At 29.6% G+C, this 16,658-nt stretch carries 21 protein-coding genes; 3 read left to right on the top strand and 18 right to left on the bottom strand.

Features of this window, described 5'->3' with window-relative positions:
• Window positions 1-9 precede the first annotated feature (9 nt).
• The 17 genes from secD to BFN48_RS03000 form a co-directional block, all read right to left on the bottom strand.
• Window positions 10-1,278 (bottom strand): protein translocase subunit SecD, encoded by a 1,269-nt coding sequence (gene secD, locus BFN48_RS03080; RefSeq protein WP_069649393.1) that lies wholly within the window; start codon window positions 1,276-1,278, stop codon window positions 10-12.
• A 116-nt stretch (window positions 1,279-1,394) separates the two neighbouring features.
• The gene (locus BFN48_RS03075) at window positions 1,395-1,898 is read right to left on the bottom strand and encodes a gamma carbonic anhydrase family protein (RefSeq protein WP_069649392.1); all 504 of its coding nucleotides are present in this window, start codon (window positions 1,896-1,898) and stop codon (window positions 1,395-1,397) included.
• 22 nt (window positions 1,899-1,920) lie between these two features.
• Window positions 1,921-3,270, bottom strand: a complete 1,350-nt coding sequence (gene scfB, locus BFN48_RS03070; protein WP_069649391.1) for a thioether cross-link-forming SCIFF peptide maturase — start codon at window positions 3,268-3,270, stop codon at window positions 1,921-1,923.
• 119 nt (window positions 3,271-3,389) lie between these two features.
• Window positions 3,390-3,527: a six-cysteine ranthipeptide SCIFF gene (gene scfA / locus BFN48_RS03065; protein ID WP_069649390.1), complete on the bottom strand. Its 138-nt coding sequence runs from the start codon at window positions 3,525-3,527 to the stop codon at window positions 3,390-3,392.
• A gap of 179 nt (window positions 3,528-3,706) precedes the next feature.
• Window positions 3,707-4,096: a TIGR04086 family membrane protein gene (locus BFN48_RS03060; protein WP_069649389.1), complete on the bottom strand. Its 390-nt coding sequence runs from the start codon at window positions 4,094-4,096 to the stop codon at window positions 3,707-3,709.
• Window positions 4,097-4,196: 100 nt separating this feature from the next.
• Window positions 4,197-4,466, bottom strand: a complete 270-nt coding sequence (yajC, locus tag BFN48_RS03055) for a preprotein translocase subunit YajC (protein ID WP_069649388.1) — start codon at window positions 4,464-4,466, stop codon at window positions 4,197-4,199.
• A gap of 54 nt (window positions 4,467-4,520) precedes the next feature.
• A complete protein-coding gene (gene tgt / locus BFN48_RS03050) occupies window positions 4,521-5,639 on the bottom strand; it encodes a tRNA guanosine(34) transglycosylase Tgt (protein WP_069649387.1) in 1,119 nt (372 codons plus the stop codon).
• A 16-nt stretch (window positions 5,640-5,655) separates the two neighbouring features.
• Window positions 5,656-6,681, bottom strand: a complete 1,026-nt coding sequence (gene queA / locus BFN48_RS03045) for a tRNA preQ1(34) S-adenosylmethionine ribosyltransferase-isomerase QueA (protein WP_069649386.1) — start codon at window positions 6,679-6,681, stop codon at window positions 5,656-5,658.
• 13 nt (window positions 6,682-6,694) lie between these two features.
• Entirely contained in the window at window positions 6,695-8,320 is a 1,626-nt protein-coding gene (locus BFN48_RS03040; protein WP_069649385.1) for a SpoIID/LytB domain-containing protein, read from the bottom strand.
• Window positions 8,321-8,349: 29 nt separating this feature from the next.
• Window positions 8,350-8,565 carry a DUF2905 domain-containing protein gene (locus BFN48_RS03035; RefSeq protein ID WP_069649384.1) on the bottom strand — a complete coding sequence of 72 codons (216 nt, stop codon included), beginning with the start codon at window positions 8,563-8,565 and terminating at the stop codon, window positions 8,350-8,352.
• A gap of 4 nt (window positions 8,566-8,569) precedes the next feature.
• Window positions 8,570-9,589 (bottom strand): Holliday junction branch migration DNA helicase RuvB, encoded by a 1,020-nt coding sequence (gene ruvB / locus BFN48_RS03030; protein WP_069649383.1) that lies wholly within the window; start codon window positions 9,587-9,589, stop codon window positions 8,570-8,572.
• A 13-nt stretch (window positions 9,590-9,602) separates the two neighbouring features.
• Window positions 9,603-10,187, bottom strand: coding sequence for a Holliday junction branch migration protein RuvA (gene ruvA, locus BFN48_RS03025; protein WP_069649382.1), 585 nt, complete (start codon window positions 10,185-10,187; stop codon window positions 9,603-9,605).
• A gap of 14 nt (window positions 10,188-10,201) precedes the next feature.
• The gene (gene ruvC, locus BFN48_RS03020) at window positions 10,202-10,696 is read right to left on the bottom strand and encodes a crossover junction endodeoxyribonuclease RuvC (RefSeq protein ID WP_069649381.1); all 495 of its coding nucleotides are present in this window, start codon (window positions 10,694-10,696) and stop codon (window positions 10,202-10,204) included.
• A gap of 130 nt (window positions 10,697-10,826) precedes the next feature.
• Window positions 10,827-11,435 (bottom strand): BofC C-terminal domain-containing protein, encoded by a 609-nt coding sequence (locus BFN48_RS03015; RefSeq protein WP_069649380.1) that lies wholly within the window; start codon window positions 11,433-11,435, stop codon window positions 10,827-10,829.
• 67 nt (window positions 11,436-11,502) lie between these two features.
• Window positions 11,503-12,237: a hypothetical protein gene (locus tag BFN48_RS03010; RefSeq protein WP_069649379.1), complete on the bottom strand. Its 735-nt coding sequence runs from the start codon at window positions 12,235-12,237 to the stop codon at window positions 11,503-11,505.
• 283 nt (window positions 12,238-12,520) lie between these two features.
• Window positions 12,521-13,261, bottom strand: a complete 741-nt coding sequence (locus BFN48_RS03005; RefSeq protein WP_069649378.1) for a YebC/PmpR family DNA-binding transcriptional regulator — start codon at window positions 13,259-13,261, stop codon at window positions 12,521-12,523.
• Between the two features lie 105 nt (window positions 13,262-13,366).
• Window positions 13,367-14,092, bottom strand: coding sequence for an NAD+ synthase (locus BFN48_RS03000; RefSeq protein ID WP_176718803.1), 726 nt, complete (start codon window positions 14,090-14,092; stop codon window positions 13,367-13,369).
• A gap of 224 nt (window positions 14,093-14,316) precedes the next feature.
• Here BFN48_RS03000 and BFN48_RS02995 point away from each other — a divergent pair, with 224 nt between their 5' ends.
• A complete protein-coding gene (locus BFN48_RS02995) occupies window positions 14,317-14,772 on the top strand; it encodes a zinc-ribbon domain-containing protein (RefSeq protein WP_069649377.1) in 456 nt (151 codons plus the stop codon).
• Between the two features lie 117 nt (window positions 14,773-14,889).
• Here BFN48_RS02995 and cysK read toward each other — a convergent pair whose 3' ends face one another.
• Window positions 14,890-15,804, bottom strand: coding sequence for a cysteine synthase A (gene cysK, locus BFN48_RS02990; protein WP_069649376.1), 915 nt, complete (start codon window positions 15,802-15,804; stop codon window positions 14,890-14,892).
• Between the two features lie 136 nt (window positions 15,805-15,940).
• Here cysK and BFN48_RS02985 point away from each other — a divergent pair, with 136 nt between their 5' ends.
• Window positions 15,941-16,306 (top strand): sulfite exporter TauE/SafE family protein, encoded by a 366-nt coding sequence (locus BFN48_RS02985; protein WP_069649375.1) that lies wholly within the window; start codon window positions 15,941-15,943, stop codon window positions 16,304-16,306.
• Window positions 16,303-16,653 (top strand): sulfite exporter TauE/SafE family protein, encoded by a 351-nt coding sequence (locus BFN48_RS02980; protein WP_069649374.1) that lies wholly within the window; start codon window positions 16,303-16,305, stop codon window positions 16,651-16,653. Before BFN48_RS02985 ends, BFN48_RS02980 begins: the two co-directional genes overlap by 4 nt.
• The last annotated feature ends 5 nt before the right edge of the window (window positions 16,654-16,658 follow it).

Raw genomic sequence — 16,658 nt, 5'->3', positions numbered from 1 at the left:
CCCCCTCTTTTATGCTCCATAAAGTTTTGTGTTTTTAGTTATGTTCATTTTAATAGTAAGTTTTAGTAAATACTTTGTAATAAATACTGCTGTAATCATTGAAGCAACAAGACCAATTAATAATGTTACTGCAAATCCTTTAATAGGACCTGTCCCAAACTTAAATAATACAATTCCTGCTATGAAAGTAGTTACATTAGCATCTATAACAGTACGTAAAGCTCTTTTGAACCCTGAATCAACAGCAGCTCTTAAAGTCTTACCTGCTCTGATTTCTTCTTTAATCCTTTCAAAAATTACAACATTAGCATCTACAGCCATACCAATTGATAAAATTAAACCTGCAATACCTGGTAAAGTTAAAGTAGCGTCTAAATAAATCATAGCACCTAAAACTAATAATATATATATAGTAAGACCTAAGTCAGCAATTAATCCCGGTATTCTATAGTAAATTAACATAAATAAAAATATCAAAATTAGTCCTATTTTCGCAGCATAAATACTCTTGTCCAATGATGCTAATCCCAATGTCGGTCCAATAACCGAAGTTTGTATTTCTTTCATTTCAACAGGTAGTGCACCTGCTCTTATTAAGGTTGCTAATTTACTCGCTTTTTCAACTGCAAAACTACCAGTTATTACAGCTTTTCCATCTGTAATGGCACTACTAACTACAGGACTTGAAATCACTTCGTCATCTAAAACTATATATATGATTCTATCCTTAGCAGCAGCATTCTTAATTAGTTCACGAGTTGCTTCTGCAAACTTTTGTGTACCTTCCTTATCAAACTCTAATGCAACAACAGGCTCTTCTCTTCCTTTTTCTCTATTTAACTGATAAGTAACTTCTGATCTCTTTATATTTTTACCTGTTACAACAACATTACCTTTAGGATCAATAAACTGTAATTGTGCCGTTTTACCAATAATATCAATAGCATCCTGTGCATTTTTTACACCTGGCAACTCAACCCTAATTCTTTTTTTACCTTCTAATACTATATTAGGTTCTGCTACACCCAATCCATCTACTCTTTGTCTTATAATCGCTTTTGCCTGTTCCATTTTCTTCTCTAATTCTACACCTTGTGCATCTGTTTGAGCTTCCAATACAACAAACACTCCACCTTCTAAATCCAAACCAAGTTTCATGTTTTCTTTTGCAGGTGTAATTTCATACTTGCCTAAATTGACCCCAAAAATTGCTGAATAACTAATAAATCCGACTAATGCAACAATCAATAGAAAAATAGTAATACTTTTGAAGTTCATTTGTTATGCCCCCTTCAAATCATCATTATATTTATTATATAACTACTGTAAAAATGAGTCAATAATATATAACTTTGTAATATTATACCTTCATTTATATTTTAGCTTTATTCAAATTATTTTTTGTGTTTCTTTGCATATTCAACATAATCTATAGCTGACTGTTTTAAATGCTTTATCTCTTCATCAGTTAATTTTCTTATAACCTTTGCTGGTGAACCTAACACTAAAGTTCCTGATGGAATTTTCTTACCTGGTGTTACAATACTTCCTGCTCCAACTAATACATTATCTTCAATTTCAGCGCCATCCAAAATTATAGCTCCCATACCTATCAAAACATTATCTCCAACTTTACACGCATGCACTATTGCTTTATGTCCAATAGTAACATAGTCTCCTATAACTGTTTCATATTCTTTACTTATGTGTATCACACAGCCATCTTGAATATTTGTATATTTACCAATTTTAATAGAGTTTTCATCTCCTCTTATTACTGTATTGTACCAAACACTTGTATTCTCTCCTATCTCAACATCTCCAATTATTTCAGCACTGTCTGCAATAAAACAACTATCATGTATTTGAGGCTTTTTGCTTTCATATTCTTTTAACATACTCAAACCTCCCCATATTATTTTAGTAACCATTTGCAACTATCGATATAGCACACTCTATCCTTTTTTTCTCCATTTCACAACCAATTTTATACGGTTTAGTTATATCTTTATTAAAATTATAGGCATTTGCATGACATCCTCCACTGCAGTAAAATCTAGCCCAACATTCCCTACATTCACTTTTTGTTAGTACATTAGCTTTTTTAAATTTTTCTCTTAACTCTTCATTTGACACACCAGTAAAAACATCACCCATCTTAAATTCTTCATTTCCAACAAACTGATGACAAGGGTATAAATCTCCTTCAGGAGTAACTGCTAGATATTCCACACCAGCACCACAGCCTACTACTCTTTTAATTAAACAAGGACCTTGGTTTAAATCAATCATGAAATGGAAAAACTCAAAACCTTTCCCTGCTTTTTTAAGCTCTATATATTTACTTGACAATTCTTCATATTCATTCAATATCGTTTCTAAATGCTCCTCTAAAATTGCATAATCATTTTCTGGGCTTGCAACTACTGGCTCAACTGAAATACTGTCAAACCCTATTTCATGAAGTTTTAAAACATCTTTAGAGAAATCTAAATTGTGACTTGTAAAAGTACCTCTAACGTAATATAATTTTTCTCCTCTTAATTTTACAAGTTCTAAAAACTTTGGAACAATAATATCGAAACTACCACTGCCATTTAGTGTTTTTCTCATCTTGTCATTTACTTCTTTTCTGCCATCTAAACTTAGTACTACATTATCCATATTTTCATTAATAAATTTCATATTATCATCATTTAATAAAATTCCATTAGTAGTAATAGTAAATCTAAATCTCTTATTATATTTTTTCTCTAGTTCACGGCCATATTTAACTAACTCTTTTACAACATCAAAATTCATTAATGGTTCTCCACCGAAAAAGTCAACTTCAAGGTTTCTTCTGTTGCCTGAATTTTCAACCAAAAACTCTAATGCTCTTTTGCCAACTTCTAAAGGCATTAACAACCTTTGCCCCTTGAAATCTCCCTGAGAAGCAAAGCAATATTCACATTTTAAATTACAATCATGTGCTACATGCAAACATAAAGCTTTAACAATATTTTGTGGATTGTAATTTATATCTAAACTTTCTTCTTTTGTAAACAGTAACTCATTATCAACTAAGGTCTGTATCTCTTTATAAGCTTCTATAATATCAGTCTGGCTGTATTTATTTTTTAAATCATTAATGATTGACTCTAAACTTTTATCTTCGTACAGTTTAATTATATCCCAGACGATTTCATCTACTACATGAACTGAACCACTGTTAACATCTAATACTATGTTTTTTCCATTCATCTGAAACATATGCATATTCATATACATTCCTCCTTAAATACTGTCGCAACTTTTATTTTATATTAAAGCGTGAATCTAAGCAAATAAATTTACAATTAAAACAGAAAAAAAGCAGTGGATAACCACTACTTTTTATGTAGCAATAATTATTTCTCGCACTTTTGATTTCCAACAGTGCAAGAAGTCTTACATGCTGATTGGCATGAAGTTTGGCATTCTCCGCATCCACCTTTTGCAATTGTACTTTTTAAACTACGACCACTTATTGTATTTATGTGCTTCATAATATACCTCCTTAATAATTTTTTCTTAATAGATTATAACATATAGATTTTTAATAATCCATAGGAAATTAAATTCCATATTAAACTTTGAATAATTTCAAATTATAATTTCCGTAATGGATATAGGCAAAATCTTCCTTATATCTATTTAAACTCGAAGATTTTGTTCTTATAAAGTGCTATTTTAAATTAACCCCAATCATTCCACCAATCGCTCCTGTAAGTACTGCAACTATTGCTTTTATTGTAACATGACTATTAATTTTATAAGAACGTACAAAAATATAACTAACTAGTATTAGCAATATAAAATATAGTAAACCAACAATAGCACCATTGAGCCATCCTTTTCTTCTAATTCTTATAGATGAATAAATCGCTCCTATGGCAATGCTAACTATCATAATTATGGAATTTAAAATTGGTACTGTACTCTCTGATAAACTTGTATAAGTTAATATCACTGCTAAAATAATAATACATATAATTGAAATTAAAATACTTATTAAAACGCCTTTAAAAGTTGTAACCATATAATTATTATTTTCTTCATTAACCTTTACCTTCATTTTCCCACCCCCAATATTCCTTATTTAAACTTATGCAGAATAAATCTAATTAATTACAAGAAAAAAGACCTCCTTAAAGGAAGTCTTTTATGTACAGAAATTATTTTTCATTATTTACAACATTACCAATTGCCCATCTTGAAACATTAAATTTATTTTTATCAGCACCTACTTCAATAGTCACTATTTCATCTTTAATTTTTACTATTTTACCGTGAATACCACCAATTGTAATAATTTCATCACCGACTTTCAGATTATTTCTCATCTCTCTGATTTTTTTCTCTTTCTTTTGTTGTGGCCTAATTAAAATAAAATAAAAGATAACCAAGAATAGAATTGGCATTAATAATGCTGAATATTGTTGCATACCATTCCCCCCTTCCTTTTTATATATTCTATGTTAACAATTTAATTCCTTCATTTATTTAATATATCCATATTTTTTAAAGAATTCTTCTTTATATTGCAGTAGTCTATCTTCTTTAATAGCTAATCTAATATTCTCCATTAACTTCAATAAGAAATACAAATTGTGTATAGTAGTAAGTCTAGCTCCTAAAATCTCATTCACATTGAACAAGTGTCTAATATAGGCCCTTGAATAGTTACGACAAGTATAACAATCACACTCAGGATCAAGTTTACCAAAATCTCTTGCATATTTAGCATTTCTGATCACAACTTTACCCTGACTTGTCATTACAGTACCGTTTCTAGCTATTCTAGTAGGTAAAACACAATCAAACATATCAATACCTCTTATTACCCCTTCAAATAAACAGTCTGGACTACCAACTCCCATTAAATATCTAGGCTTATTTTTAGGTAATAAAGGTACTGTATAATCAAGCACTTCATACATAAGCTCTTTAGGCTCACCCACACTTAAACCACCAATCGCATATCCCGGAAAATCCAAATCCATAATCTCTTTTGCACTTTGCTCTCTCAAATCTCTATACATACCACCTTGAACTATTCCAAACAATGCTTGAGTTTCTGGGTTTCTATGTGCTTCTTTACATCTTTTTGCCCATCTAGTTGTTCTTTCAAGAGAATGTTTTACATAGTCTCTATCACTAGGATATGGTGCACATTCATCAAACGCCATAATAATATCTGACCCTAATGCATTTTGTATTTCAATTGATTTTTCAGGGCTTATAAAATGTCTAGAACCATCTATATGAGACCTAAACTCAACACCCTCTTCGGTAATTTTTCTTAAATCACCTAAACTAAAAACTTGGAAACCACCACTATCTGTAAGTATCGGTTTATCCCAATTCATGAATTTATGAAGCCCTCCAGCTTCTTTTATCAATTCATGACCTGGTCTTAAATATAAATGATATGTATTACTTAATATAATTTGAGCTCCTAAACCTTTTAGTTCTTCAGGTGTCATAGTTTTTACAGTCGCTCTAGTACCTACAGGCATAAATATAGGTGTTTCAATTACGCCATGAGGTGTGTGTAATTTACCTAATCTTGCTTTACATTCAGTAGATTCTTTAATTAATTCGTATTTTACTGCCATCGGTTGCCTCCTTCACTTATTTTATTAGCATAGCATCTCCAAAACTAAAAAATCTGTATTTTTCTTTAACAGCAATATTATAAGCTCTTAAAACATTTTCTCTACCTGCTAATGCACTAACCAACATGATTAGTGTAGATTCAGGCAAATGAAAATTTGTAATAAGTTTATCAATAACTTTAAATTTATAACCTGGATAGATAAATATATCTGTCGATCCTTTTTTGGGAACAACAAATCCTTCATTATTACTTGATGACTCCAAAGTCCTAGTTGTTGTTGTCCCTACAGCTATTATTTTTCCACCTTTTTTCTTAATTTCATTTATCGTATTTGCTGCTTCTTCACTAACTTCAAAAAACTCAGAATGCATTTTATGTTCATCTAATTTATCAACCTTAACAGGTCTAAAAGTTCCAAGCCCTACATGAAGAGTTATATATACAATTTCTACTCCTTTTTCTCTAATTTTTTCTAGCAGTTCTTCTGTAAAATGAAGTCCAGCAGTTGGAGCAGCTGCTGAGCCCTCTTTTTTTGAATATACTGTTTGATATCTTTCTCTATCTTCTAATTTTTCCTTTATATATGGCGGTAAAGGGACTTCTCCTAACCTATCTAATACTTCTTCAAAAATTCCATCATATTTGAATTCAACTATTCTAATACCTTCTTCACCAATTTCCAATACATCAGCTTTTAAAATTCCATCACCAAAAATAAATGTAGTTCCTACTCTTGCTCTTTTACCCGGTTTTACCAATACTTCCCATTTATCTTTTTCAATTCTATTTAATAGTAAGAATTCAATCTTCCCACCCGTTTTTTCTTTCTGACCAAAAAGTCTTGCAGGTATTACTCTAGTATCATTTAATACCAAACAATCTCCCTCATTTAAATAGTCAATTATATCCTTAAATTCCTTATGCTCAATAGCTCCTGTTTTTTTATCTAGAACCATCAGTCTTGAACTATCCCTTTTTTCTATTGGAAATTGTGCTATAAGTTCTTCTGGTAAATCAAAATAAAAATCTTGTCTCCTCATTTTACCACATCCTTTACTCTACTTTTGCTCCAGTATAATAGTATTCTAATATTTGTTTATAGTTATATCCTAATTCAGCCATTTTCTTAGCTCCCCATTGACTCATACCAAGTCCATGTCCCCAACCTCTACCTTCAAAAATATACACATTAGGTATCACAGGCATTATATTAGTTTTATCTCCATTTGTTATTTTAACTTGAGAATATACATTTCTAGTGCTAGTAATTGTACCATTTGCTGAAACAACATGTACTTTATTTAAAGTTGTTTTAACAGGTTCAAAATCAGTTCCATTAACAACGTACACATCAGCATCTGATTTTACATTAAACCAAGTACTTTTTAATGAACCATATCCAAATATTTTTCTACTTTTTTCTTTTTTCAGTATTTCTACTCCGCCAGTTCCTTCAATTTTCAATTCTAACACTCTACCATAATCAGAAATAGCCAAAGGTTCAATAGAATAAATATCTCCAATATCTATACCATTTGCTTCAAGTTTTTCTCTTACCTCTTTACTATTTAAAACTAACTGCCAACTATCATTTGGTGAGCCTATAGAAAAATCATCTTTTACTCCACGTAAATAAGGAATTTTATACCCCCAAACATTTTCACTATTTTCAGTATGTCCACCACTAGTAGAATGGAAATATGCATTTACTAACTTACCGTTATATTTTAGAACTTTTCCATAGGTTTCATCAACAGCCTTATTACTTTTTAGGCTCTCCCAATCATAGCCTGCATATACTTGACAATGTTGTGTATCACACAAATCATATCCTAAATCCTCATGTTTTCTCATACTAACTAACGCATAATTTCTAGCTGCTACTGCTTGTGCTTTTAGTGCTTCAAGAGGCCAGTTCACAGACATTTCTCTAGGTACTACACCATATAAATAATGTTCAAGTGGAAGATAATTTATAATAATAAGCTCTTCATTTACTCTGTTTAAAGTCAGATAATCTCTATAATTACTTCCATTTACAGCTATTATACTTTCATTGCCTTCAACTGTATTACCTTTAATATAAAGCTTTGTATCTGGCTTTAATACCAGTAAAATATTTCCTTCAGTATCCTCAATTACAATTCTTGTTTTAGTCTCATCTATTATATTAATTTGTTTGCCAAGTTTTTCTGAGAATATTCCTGCCTCTGTTAATGCCTCTTCATAGGTTCTATAAAATCCTAACCAAATTCTAAACTTCCCATTATAATACGGGTATGCTTTAACACCAGTATTTTCCAAATTAGTAATTTCAGCTTTTACATCGTCATATGCTTCATATTCTCCCTGTATTTCTAAATGATATGGGCCATAATCTGACTGCTCGTTTTCATCAACTAATTTTAAAACATCGCCCTCAATTTTATAAAAATCATCTAATCTAATAAATAAACTTTTTGCATCAGTTTTTAATATTTCATTAAAGCTGCTATCTATAGTACCAATAGAAAACCCATCGTTATTAGTACTAATAACAGCCTGATCTTCATATACCATTGGATTTTTAAGACCCACTCTTATATATTTAATATCATTTTCATCTCCTAAAACATTTATAGAAATAAATTGAACTAACATTACTGTTAAAATTATTATTAAAACTCTTCTTACATTCAAAATTTCACCCCTTAAACTGTATCGTATTTTTACTTAAATCTTGAAAAAATATTTAAAATTATTGATAAAATTATACTTAAAACAATACATGTAACTATTGGAAAAACAAAAGTAAAATTACCTTTTTGATATACAATATCACCAGGCAGTTTTCCTAACCCTACTTTTTGCAATATTATTAAAAATCCACCTAAAATGATGAAGATAAGACCAATTATTACAAAAAATCTACCTAATGATTCCATTTTTTCACCCCAACTCATCTATTTTAATATTAAAATAATCTAAACACTTTTTAGTTACAACTCTACCTCTAGGTGTTCTATTAATAAATCCCAGCTGGAGTAAATACGGTTCATAAACATCCTCTATAGTATTACTTTCTTCCCCTGTAGAAGCTGCTAACGTATCAAGTCCTACAGGTCCTCCATTAAATTTATATATTATTGTATATAATAATTTTTTATCTACGTTGTCTAATCCCATTTCATCTACTTCTAAAAGCTCTAAAGCTTTTTGGGCTACATTTTTTGTGATAATTCCATTTTCTACAACTTGTGCATAATCTCTAACTCTTTTAAGAAGTCTATTGGCAATACGAGGGGTTCCTCTTGAACGCTTTGCTATCTCATTAGCACCATCATTATCAATTTTTACACCCAAAATATGTGCTGACCTTATAATTATTTTTTTTAAATTTTCTACATCATAAAAATCTAATTTGCATATAACTCCAAATCTATCTCTTAATGGTGATGTTAACAAACCCGCTCTCGTTGTAGCTCCAATAAGAGTAAATTTAGATAAATCTAGCCTTATTGACTTAGCACTAGGACCTTTTCCTATAACTATATCTAATACGTAGTCTTCCATCGCCGGATAAAGAATTTCTTCAACATTTCTATTCAATCTATGTATTTCATCTATAAAAAGAACATCATTTTCTTCTAAATTAGTTAGTATCGCAGCAAGATCGCCCTGTCTTTCTATAGCTGGTCCTGATGTTATTTTTATATTAACCCCCATTTCATTTGCTATAATACTAGCTAATGTTGTCTTTCCAAGACCAGGTGGTCCATAAAGTAAAACATGGTCTAATGATTCATTTCGTCTCTTAGCTGCTTCAATAAATATCTTAAGCTTTTCTTTTACTTTATTTTGTCCAATATAATCATCAATTCTTCTCGGCCTTAACGTGTTTTCTATTTCATAATCCTCATACTTTAAATTACTTGTAATTATCCTACTTTCTTCAGTTATACTACTCATATATTATTCCTCCCTACTTGGTTGACAATTTCTTTAGGGCAATCTTAATTATTTCTTCTGTTTTCAAACCTGATATATCAGTTTTAGACAAAACATTGTTTATTTCTGGTCTACTATAACCTAAAGAAATTAATGCACCAACAGCTTCGTCAATAAATGAATCTCCTTTAAAAATATTAGTTTCTGTAAATACCTCATCTTTTATTTTATCTTTTAATTCTAGAACAATTCTTTTACCTGTCTTTAATCCTATTCCTTGGGCTGTTGAAAGTAATTTTATATCTTCATTTAGTATTGCTTGTTTAATACTATCTGGTGTTAATGATGAAAGTATACCAAGAGCTACTTTAGGACCTATCTTAGATACTAATAATAATAATTTAAACATTTCTAATTCTTCTTTATTAATAAAACCATATATACTAATACCATCTTCTCTCACATGAAAATGTGTATGAATTTTTATACCTTTTAAGTTATCTTTCAAATTACAAATTGTATTTTTTGAAGTATTGATAAAATAGCCAATTCCATGATTATCTATTACTATGTAATCTTCTCCTATTTCACTTATATCACCAATTATATAACTGAACATCTAATTCCTCCTAATTATTTAATTTTAAATAAATCTTTGAACCTACCTGAATGTGCATGACATATTGCAACAGCTAAAGCGTCTGCAACATCATCTGGTTTTGGAATTTCTTTTAGATTTAACAATAGTTTTACCATTTCTTGAACTTGCTTTTTTTGTGCTCTACCATAACCTACAACGCCTTGCTTAACTTGAAGTGGAGTATACTCATAAATATCTATTCCACAGTTAACAGCTGCTAGTATTTCGACCCCTCTAGCTTGTCCAATAGTAATAGCAGTCTTTACATTTTTATTAAAAAAAAGTTCTTCTATCGCTAATGCATCTGGCTTGTATTCTAGAAGGATTTTTGTTAACTCATCATAAACAATTTTTAACCTACATGGTAATGAAATATTTGATTCAGTTGTTATAGCTCCATATTTTATAGCTTTAAGTTTATTCCCCTTTTTCTCAATAATACCATAACCTACTATCGCAATTCCTGGATCTATTCCTACTATAATCATTAAATCATCTCCCTATACAAACATACATTCGTATTATACTTTAAAATCTATACTTAGTAAATATGCTATATAAGTATTTTACCATAATTAATTAAAACAAAAAAGCTAGGTATTAACATTATCCTAGCTTTTAACTTATAAAATTTTCTAAAATATCTCCTATTTCTTCTTCCGAATCTACTACTATACCTTTTTTTAATTTTTCCTGATCTATTTCTTTTAAAGTTGATACAGATTTATTTATTATTTCAACTAATACTTTTTCACCCATATCATTAAACTTGAATATAGCAATCTTATTATCTTTAACGCTTATTATATAATGATTTGGACAATATCTATCTAACTCTCTCTTAACTATAACTTTTTCACTTGAAAAAGATAATAACTGCCAATCTGGATGATTTGTTTCTAAATACTTCTTATAATCCTCTTCATTAAAATTTATTATTGCTTTTTCAGGTTCTACTATTTGAGTTAAAGTATCATTGCATTTCTTATAATAATTTATATATTCAATAACAGTATTAGGTCCAATAACATTCTCTTCTTTCTCTACGCTCTCAACATCGCTATCGTTTTTATAGTCAATAATATTATTTTCTGTACCTTTAATTGCTAATTCCTTTTGAGGTTTCTCAATAGCTTTCTTATTCCCAATATTATATCCATATATAAAACTAACTAAAAGTAATGAAAATGCAAAAGTTACAAATGCAACTTTTGAAAATTTTTTCATAAATATCCCTCCTAATCTCTTGAGGAATATTTTTTCCAAATTACCAAATTCTATACATTCAAATATATTATATATACCTTTTCAGAACCCTATCATTGATAGCATACCAACTTGCATCTTTGTATATATCTTTTACATTTTTTATAATAACACTTACAACAGAATGATAAATTTTATCCTGTTCTTCTTCCTTTAGTTTATAATCCTCTTCCTTAATACTGTAATTATAAGGATTAAAGTCTATTTTTAGCTGCTTATCTACGTATTTATCTAAATCCTTTATCTTCTTTTTTATAATTTTGTTGCAAAATGTATAAACTAAACCCTCAATTTGCCTATCTTTCTTCTCTTTACTATCAATTTCTCTCCTTAAAGCTCTTCTTAACTCAATTACATCAAGATTACTAAAGTCATAGTGAAATAAATAATTATTGTTATAAAGCCCTTCAAGTCCATGTAATTCTATAGCTTTCTTTTCTAATCTATCTACCCACTTTTTATTATTGTAGCCATACTTATAGCCTTCTAAATAAAAACATAATTCCAATCTATTTATATCTTCATGAATTAATACACTTATATTCCGTGCTATTAATTCTCTGTTTGTCCTATTTTTCAATATATATTTAATACGCCTTTTAATACTTTTTGTACATGTATATTTAGGGCGTATATTACTTATATTTTCTTCCAAGTCATATAAAGCTAATAGGATATAGATTGAATTAATATCATTATGAAATAAAAACTGATTTTTAAGTCCTTCATATATATCCCATAGCTTTTTGGGCGCAGTTGACATAGATATCCCTCCATCTAGCAATTATTACCATAAAAAAGGAGGTTTAAACATACATAACTCTTTTTTCTTTGCATAAACTAAGTGTTTAGTTATATTATCCTTTGATAAAGTTAATTCATTTTATCTTTGAATAACAGTAGACTCTATCTATCCTACTTTAGAATTACTAATAAGTCAATAGGCAAAATAACTTAATTTAATATATTGATAAAATTACTTAAATATTTTTCAAAAAATAAAATACACTTCTAAATTGAATTTAGAAGTGTATTATGAAACTAAATTACTCCAAGTCCTCTGGCATATCCCAGTTGTGATATACGTTTTGTACATCATCATTATCTTCTAAAGCCTCTATAAGTTTAGTCATATTCTTGATATCATCTTCATCAGTTAATTTGCTTGTATTTTGAGGTATAAAAGAAATTTCTGCTGTTGTGAAATTATATCCTGATTCTTTTAATGAATCCCTCACATTTGCAAAATCTTCTGGACTTGTAGTTATTTCAAAATATTCTTCTTCAGTTATGAAGTCTTCTGCTCCTGCTTCTATAGCCTGCATCATTAGTTCTTCTTCATCAATTCCATCTTCTTTTTCTATGATTAATACACCTTTTCTATCAAACATAAATGAAACACAACCTGTAGATCCTAAATTTCCACCGAATTTGCTAAAATAATGTCTTATATCAGATGCAGTACGGTTTCTATTATCAGTTAAAACTTCTACTAATACGGCAATTCCACCTGGTCCATAACCTTCATATGTTATTTCTTCATAGTTAACACCGTCTAACTCTCCAGCACCCTTTTTGATTGCTCTTTCTATATTATCATTTGGCATATTTGCAGCTTTTGCTTTTTCAATAGCAGTTTTTAAAGCAGTATTATATTCTGGGTCTGCTCCTCCCTCTCTAGCTGCTACTATTATAGCTCTAGTTAATTTTGTAAAAATCTTTGCTCTCTTAGCATCTTGTTTCCCTTTTCTATGTTTTATATTAGCCCATTTTGAGTGACCTGCCATAATTTAACCTCCTTCTAAATATATAAAAATTAAAATAACTCAATATTATATATGAATAATCTATCGAAAATAATATACCATAAAAAAAGAGCAAAGGCAAAGCCTTTACTCTTCTCTCTTAAACATCAACGGCATTCTTCTTTTATGCTCGCTCAATTTATTCATTCTGACTATCTTTTCTTTCACTTTTGGATCAGCTTCACCTGTTAGTATAAAAGAATCTAACTCTTTATAACTAAATCCCATCTCGTCTTCATCAGTTTGATTTTCCCACAAGCCTGCTGAAGGTGGTTTATTTATAATTATCTCAGGAATGCCTAAGAACTTCGCTAACTCTTTTACTTCAAACTTAACAAAGTCTGAAATAGGAAGTAAATCTACTCCACTATCACCATATTTAGTGAAATATCCTATAGTCAACTCACTTTTGTTACCTGTACCTGCTACTAAATATTTGTTTTTTTGTGCAAAATAGTATAGTATTGTCATTCTTAATCTTGGTTTTATATTAGATACTGCTAACAAATTAGAGCCATCATCTTTTAACTCATCTAATAAACTATCAAATGTTTTTGATAAATCAACCTTAACTGTTTTTAAACCTATTGTTTCTGCTACTAATCTAGCATGTTCCTCATCTTTGCTGTTACTATGACATGGCATTATTACACCTAATGAATTTTCAGGAAAAGCTCTTTTAGCTAAAGCAGCTACTACAGCTGAATCAATACCACCACTTAGTCCAACAACTAAACCTTTACATCCTGCTTCTTGTACTTTATCTCTTAGCCAATTTACTAGATTATCGCATACTCTTTCTATATTTTCCATATTACTACCCTCCATTAAGTGTTACGTAGCATCAAGTTTAGAATAAAATCAAAATCATAAATGTTCATAAAATATCGATTTATATAAATATATCTATAGTATAGGGTAGCAAATATATTTTTATCTGTCAAATATTATTAGCTAACAGCCAGTTTGAAGTTTATCTTTACTTTGTATATAATAAATTATCAATAGAATTAATATTGGGGGATTGGGGGGATTCTGTGTCAAATAAAATTTCTACTAAAAGAAAAGTCACATACTACATAGGCATTTCACTCACAATCATTGGTTTTCTAATGTTCTTCTCTGTATTTTTCATTGGATTTACAGCTATTAATGAACCAAACTTTAGTGGTATTAGTTCTGCATTTATTAGAGCTCCAATCGGTATGGGTCTTATAATCGCAGGTGCTATTTTACAAAACATTGGGAAAAGAGGAGCTGCTGGTTCAGGAATCGTACTTGATCCAGAAAAAGCTAGAGAAGATTTAAAACCATTTAATATCGCAAAAGGAAAAATGATCAATGATGTTGTTGAAAATGTAGATGTTTTAAAGAATTTCAATGTAAAATCTTCTTCGGCTACAAAAGAAATTGTCAAAATTAGATGTAGAAATTGCGGTAAACTAAATGATGAAAATGCCAAGTTTTGTAATGAATGTGGAGAAAAATTATAACTTTGCAACAATCATAGATACCTAGTACATAATTTTAAGGGTTATCAACATTAAAATAAGATAATTAAATTTTTAATGTTGATAACCCTTTGTTATGAAAAGTAATGCCATGATAGTTTACTCAAATATTCCTGTACTTAAATATCTTTCTCCATTATCAGGAGCAATTACAACTACTTTTTTTCCTTTTCCTAATTTTTTTGCCTTATTTAAAGCTACATATATAGCTGCACCAGATGATATACCAAGTAATATTCCCTCATTTTTGGCTATTTTTCTTATTGTATTAATTGCATCTTCTTCTCTTACTTTTTCTATACTATCTATTAGACTTTTATCCAAAACTTTTGGTATAAAACCAGCTCCTATACCTTGTAAACCATGTGGTCCAGGTTGACCTCCAGATAAAACAGGTGATTTTTCAGGCTCTACTGCTACTATTTCTACATTTTTCATTTCTTGCTTTAGAACTTGAGCCACACCAGTCAAAGTACCACCTGTACCAACTCCAGCCACAAATACGTCAAATTGGCCATTCATTTGCTCTATAATTTCTCGCGCAGTGGTTTTTCTATGAATTTCAGGATTGCTCGGATTTTCAAATTGTTGTGGCATAAAGTAATTCTCATTTTCTTCTAGAAGTTCTTTTGCTTTTTCTATTGCTCCTTTCATACCTTTTGCACCAGGAGTCAATACTAATTCAGCACCATAAGCTTTTAATAAGTTTCTTCTCTCTAAACTCATTGTATCCGGCATTACTAGAACAACTTTATAGCCCTTTGCTGCACCAATCATAGCCAATCCTATACCTGTATTTCCACTAGTAGGTTCTATTATAACTGAGTTTTTATTTAATTTACCTTCTTTTTCTGCTTGTTCAATCATGTTTAAAGCAATTCTGTCTTTAACACTGCTTCCAGGGTTAAAATATTCAAGCTTTACGTATACATCTGCACTATTTTCATCAACTGTTCTGTTTAACTTTACTATAGGAGTATTCCCTACCGTTTCTATTATACTATTATAAACCATAATAACCCTCCTTTTAATTCCTAGTATTCTTATTGGTTTATATGTATATAATATTTTTTATATTAATTTTTGTCAAGTGAATAATTAAACTTATTTAAGGAAAATTTACAAATAAAATATCTTTTATGGTGATAGTATGATATTAAATAAAAAAATATATAAGTCTTTACTAGTAGGTTTTATAACAGGAATAATTAATGGTCTATTTGGTTCAGGTGGAGGTACTATTATAGTACCCTCTCTTGTATTTTTATTAGGTATAGAAGAACATAAAGCTCACGCTACAGCAATTTCTATAATTTTACCTATTACCTTTATTAGTACTTTTATTTATTTAAAACAGGGGATGTTGGTTTACAAAGTAGCAATACCTGTGATTATCGGAGCAATTTTAGGAAGTATAGTAGGTTCAAAATTATTAAATAAAATTCCTACAAATATACTAAGAAAAATCTTTGGCATTTTTATGATTATCGCAGCAATTAGGATGGTGATTAAATGATTCTGTTTATTATAGGTTTTTTTTCTGGAATAATAAGTGGTTTAGGTATTGGCGGCGGTACTATACTAATTCCTGGTCTTATCTTATTTACAACTTTAACCCAACATGAAGCTCAAGGTATTAATCTTCTAGTATTTATACCAACTGCAATAACTGCATTATTCATTCATTTCTATAATAGAAATATACTTTTAAAAATAGCTTTTCCAATAATTGTTACTGGGTTAATTGGTGCATTCGTAGGTTCTATGATTGCAGTTAACATCAATCCAGAAATGCTTAGAAAAATTTTTGCAGTTTTTCTGTTTTTCATGGGAATTTATGAATTTTACTACAAAAAAAAATAAAAGGC

The organism is Caloranaerobacter ferrireducens (genome assembly GCF_001730685.1).
Taxonomy (GTDB): Bacteria; Bacillota; Clostridia; order Tissierellales; family Thermohalobacteraceae; genus Caloranaerobacter; species Caloranaerobacter ferrireducens.
This window is presented reverse-complemented; position numbering and strand designations above follow the sequence as displayed.

What these genes read in the sequence shown, in the direction of transcription:
- secD (WP_069649393.1), bottom strand. Translation starts at nt 1,278, where the DNA reads ATGAACTTCAAAAGTATTACTATTTTTCTATTGATTGTTGCATTAGTC.
- BFN48_RS03075 (WP_069649392.1), bottom strand. Translation starts at nt 1,898, where the DNA reads ATGTTAAAAGAATATGAAAGCAAAAAGCCTCAAATACATGATAGTTGT.
- scfB (WP_069649391.1), bottom strand. Translation starts at nt 3,270, where the DNA reads ATGTATATGAATATGCATATGTTTCAGATGAATGGAAAAAACATAGTA.
- scfA (WP_069649390.1), bottom strand. Translation starts at nt 3,527, where the DNA reads ATGAAGCACATAAATACAATAAGTGGTCGTAGTTTAAAAAGTACAATT.
- BFN48_RS03060 (WP_069649389.1), bottom strand. Translation starts at nt 4,096, where the DNA reads ATGAAGGTAAAGGTTAATGAAGAAAATAATAATTATATGGTTACAACT.
- yajC (WP_069649388.1), bottom strand. Translation starts at nt 4,466, where the DNA reads ATGCAACAATATTCAGCATTATTAATGCCAATTCTATTCTTGGTTATC.
- tgt (WP_069649387.1), bottom strand. Translation starts at nt 5,639, where the DNA reads ATGGCAGTAAAATACGAATTAATTAAAGAATCTACTGAATGTAAAGCA.
- queA (WP_069649386.1), bottom strand. Translation starts at nt 6,681, where the DNA reads ATGAGGAGACAAGATTTTTATTTTGATTTACCAGAAGAACTTATAGCA.
- BFN48_RS03035 (WP_069649384.1), bottom strand. Translation starts at nt 8,565, where the DNA reads ATGGAATCATTAGGTAGATTTTTTGTAATAATTGGTCTTATCTTCATC.
- ruvB (WP_069649383.1), bottom strand. Translation starts at nt 9,589, where the DNA reads ATGAGTAGTATAACTGAAGAAAGTAGGATAATTACAAGTAATTTAAAG.
- ruvA (WP_069649382.1), bottom strand. Translation starts at nt 10,187, where the DNA reads ATGTTCAGTTATATAATTGGTGATATAAGTGAAATAGGAGAAGATTAC.
- ruvC (WP_069649381.1), bottom strand. Translation starts at nt 10,696, where the DNA reads ATGATTATAGTAGGAATAGATCCAGGAATTGCGATAGTAGGTTATGGT.
- BFN48_RS03015 (WP_069649380.1), bottom strand. Translation starts at nt 11,435, where the DNA reads ATGAAAAAATTTTCAAAAGTTGCATTTGTAACTTTTGCATTTTCATTA.
- BFN48_RS03010 (WP_069649379.1), bottom strand. Translation starts at nt 12,237, where the DNA reads ATGTCAACTGCGCCCAAAAAGCTATGGGATATATATGAAGGACTTAAA.
- BFN48_RS03005 (WP_069649378.1), bottom strand. Translation starts at nt 13,261, where the DNA reads ATGGCAGGTCACTCAAAATGGGCTAATATAAAACATAGAAAAGGGAAA.
- BFN48_RS03000 (WP_176718803.1), bottom strand. Translation starts at nt 14,092, where the DNA reads ATGGAAAATATAGAAAGAGTATGCGATAATCTAGTAAATTGGCTAAGA.
- cysK (WP_069649376.1), bottom strand. Translation starts at nt 15,804, where the DNA reads ATGGTTTATAATAGTATAATAGAAACGGTAGGGAATACTCCTATAGTA.
- BFN48_RS02985 (WP_069649375.1), top strand. Translation starts at nt 15,941, where the DNA reads ATGATATTAAATAAAAAAATATATAAGTCTTTACTAGTAGGTTTTATA.
- BFN48_RS02980 (WP_069649374.1), top strand. Translation starts at nt 16,303, where the DNA reads ATGATTCTGTTTATTATAGGTTTTTTTTCTGGAATAATAAGTGGTTTA.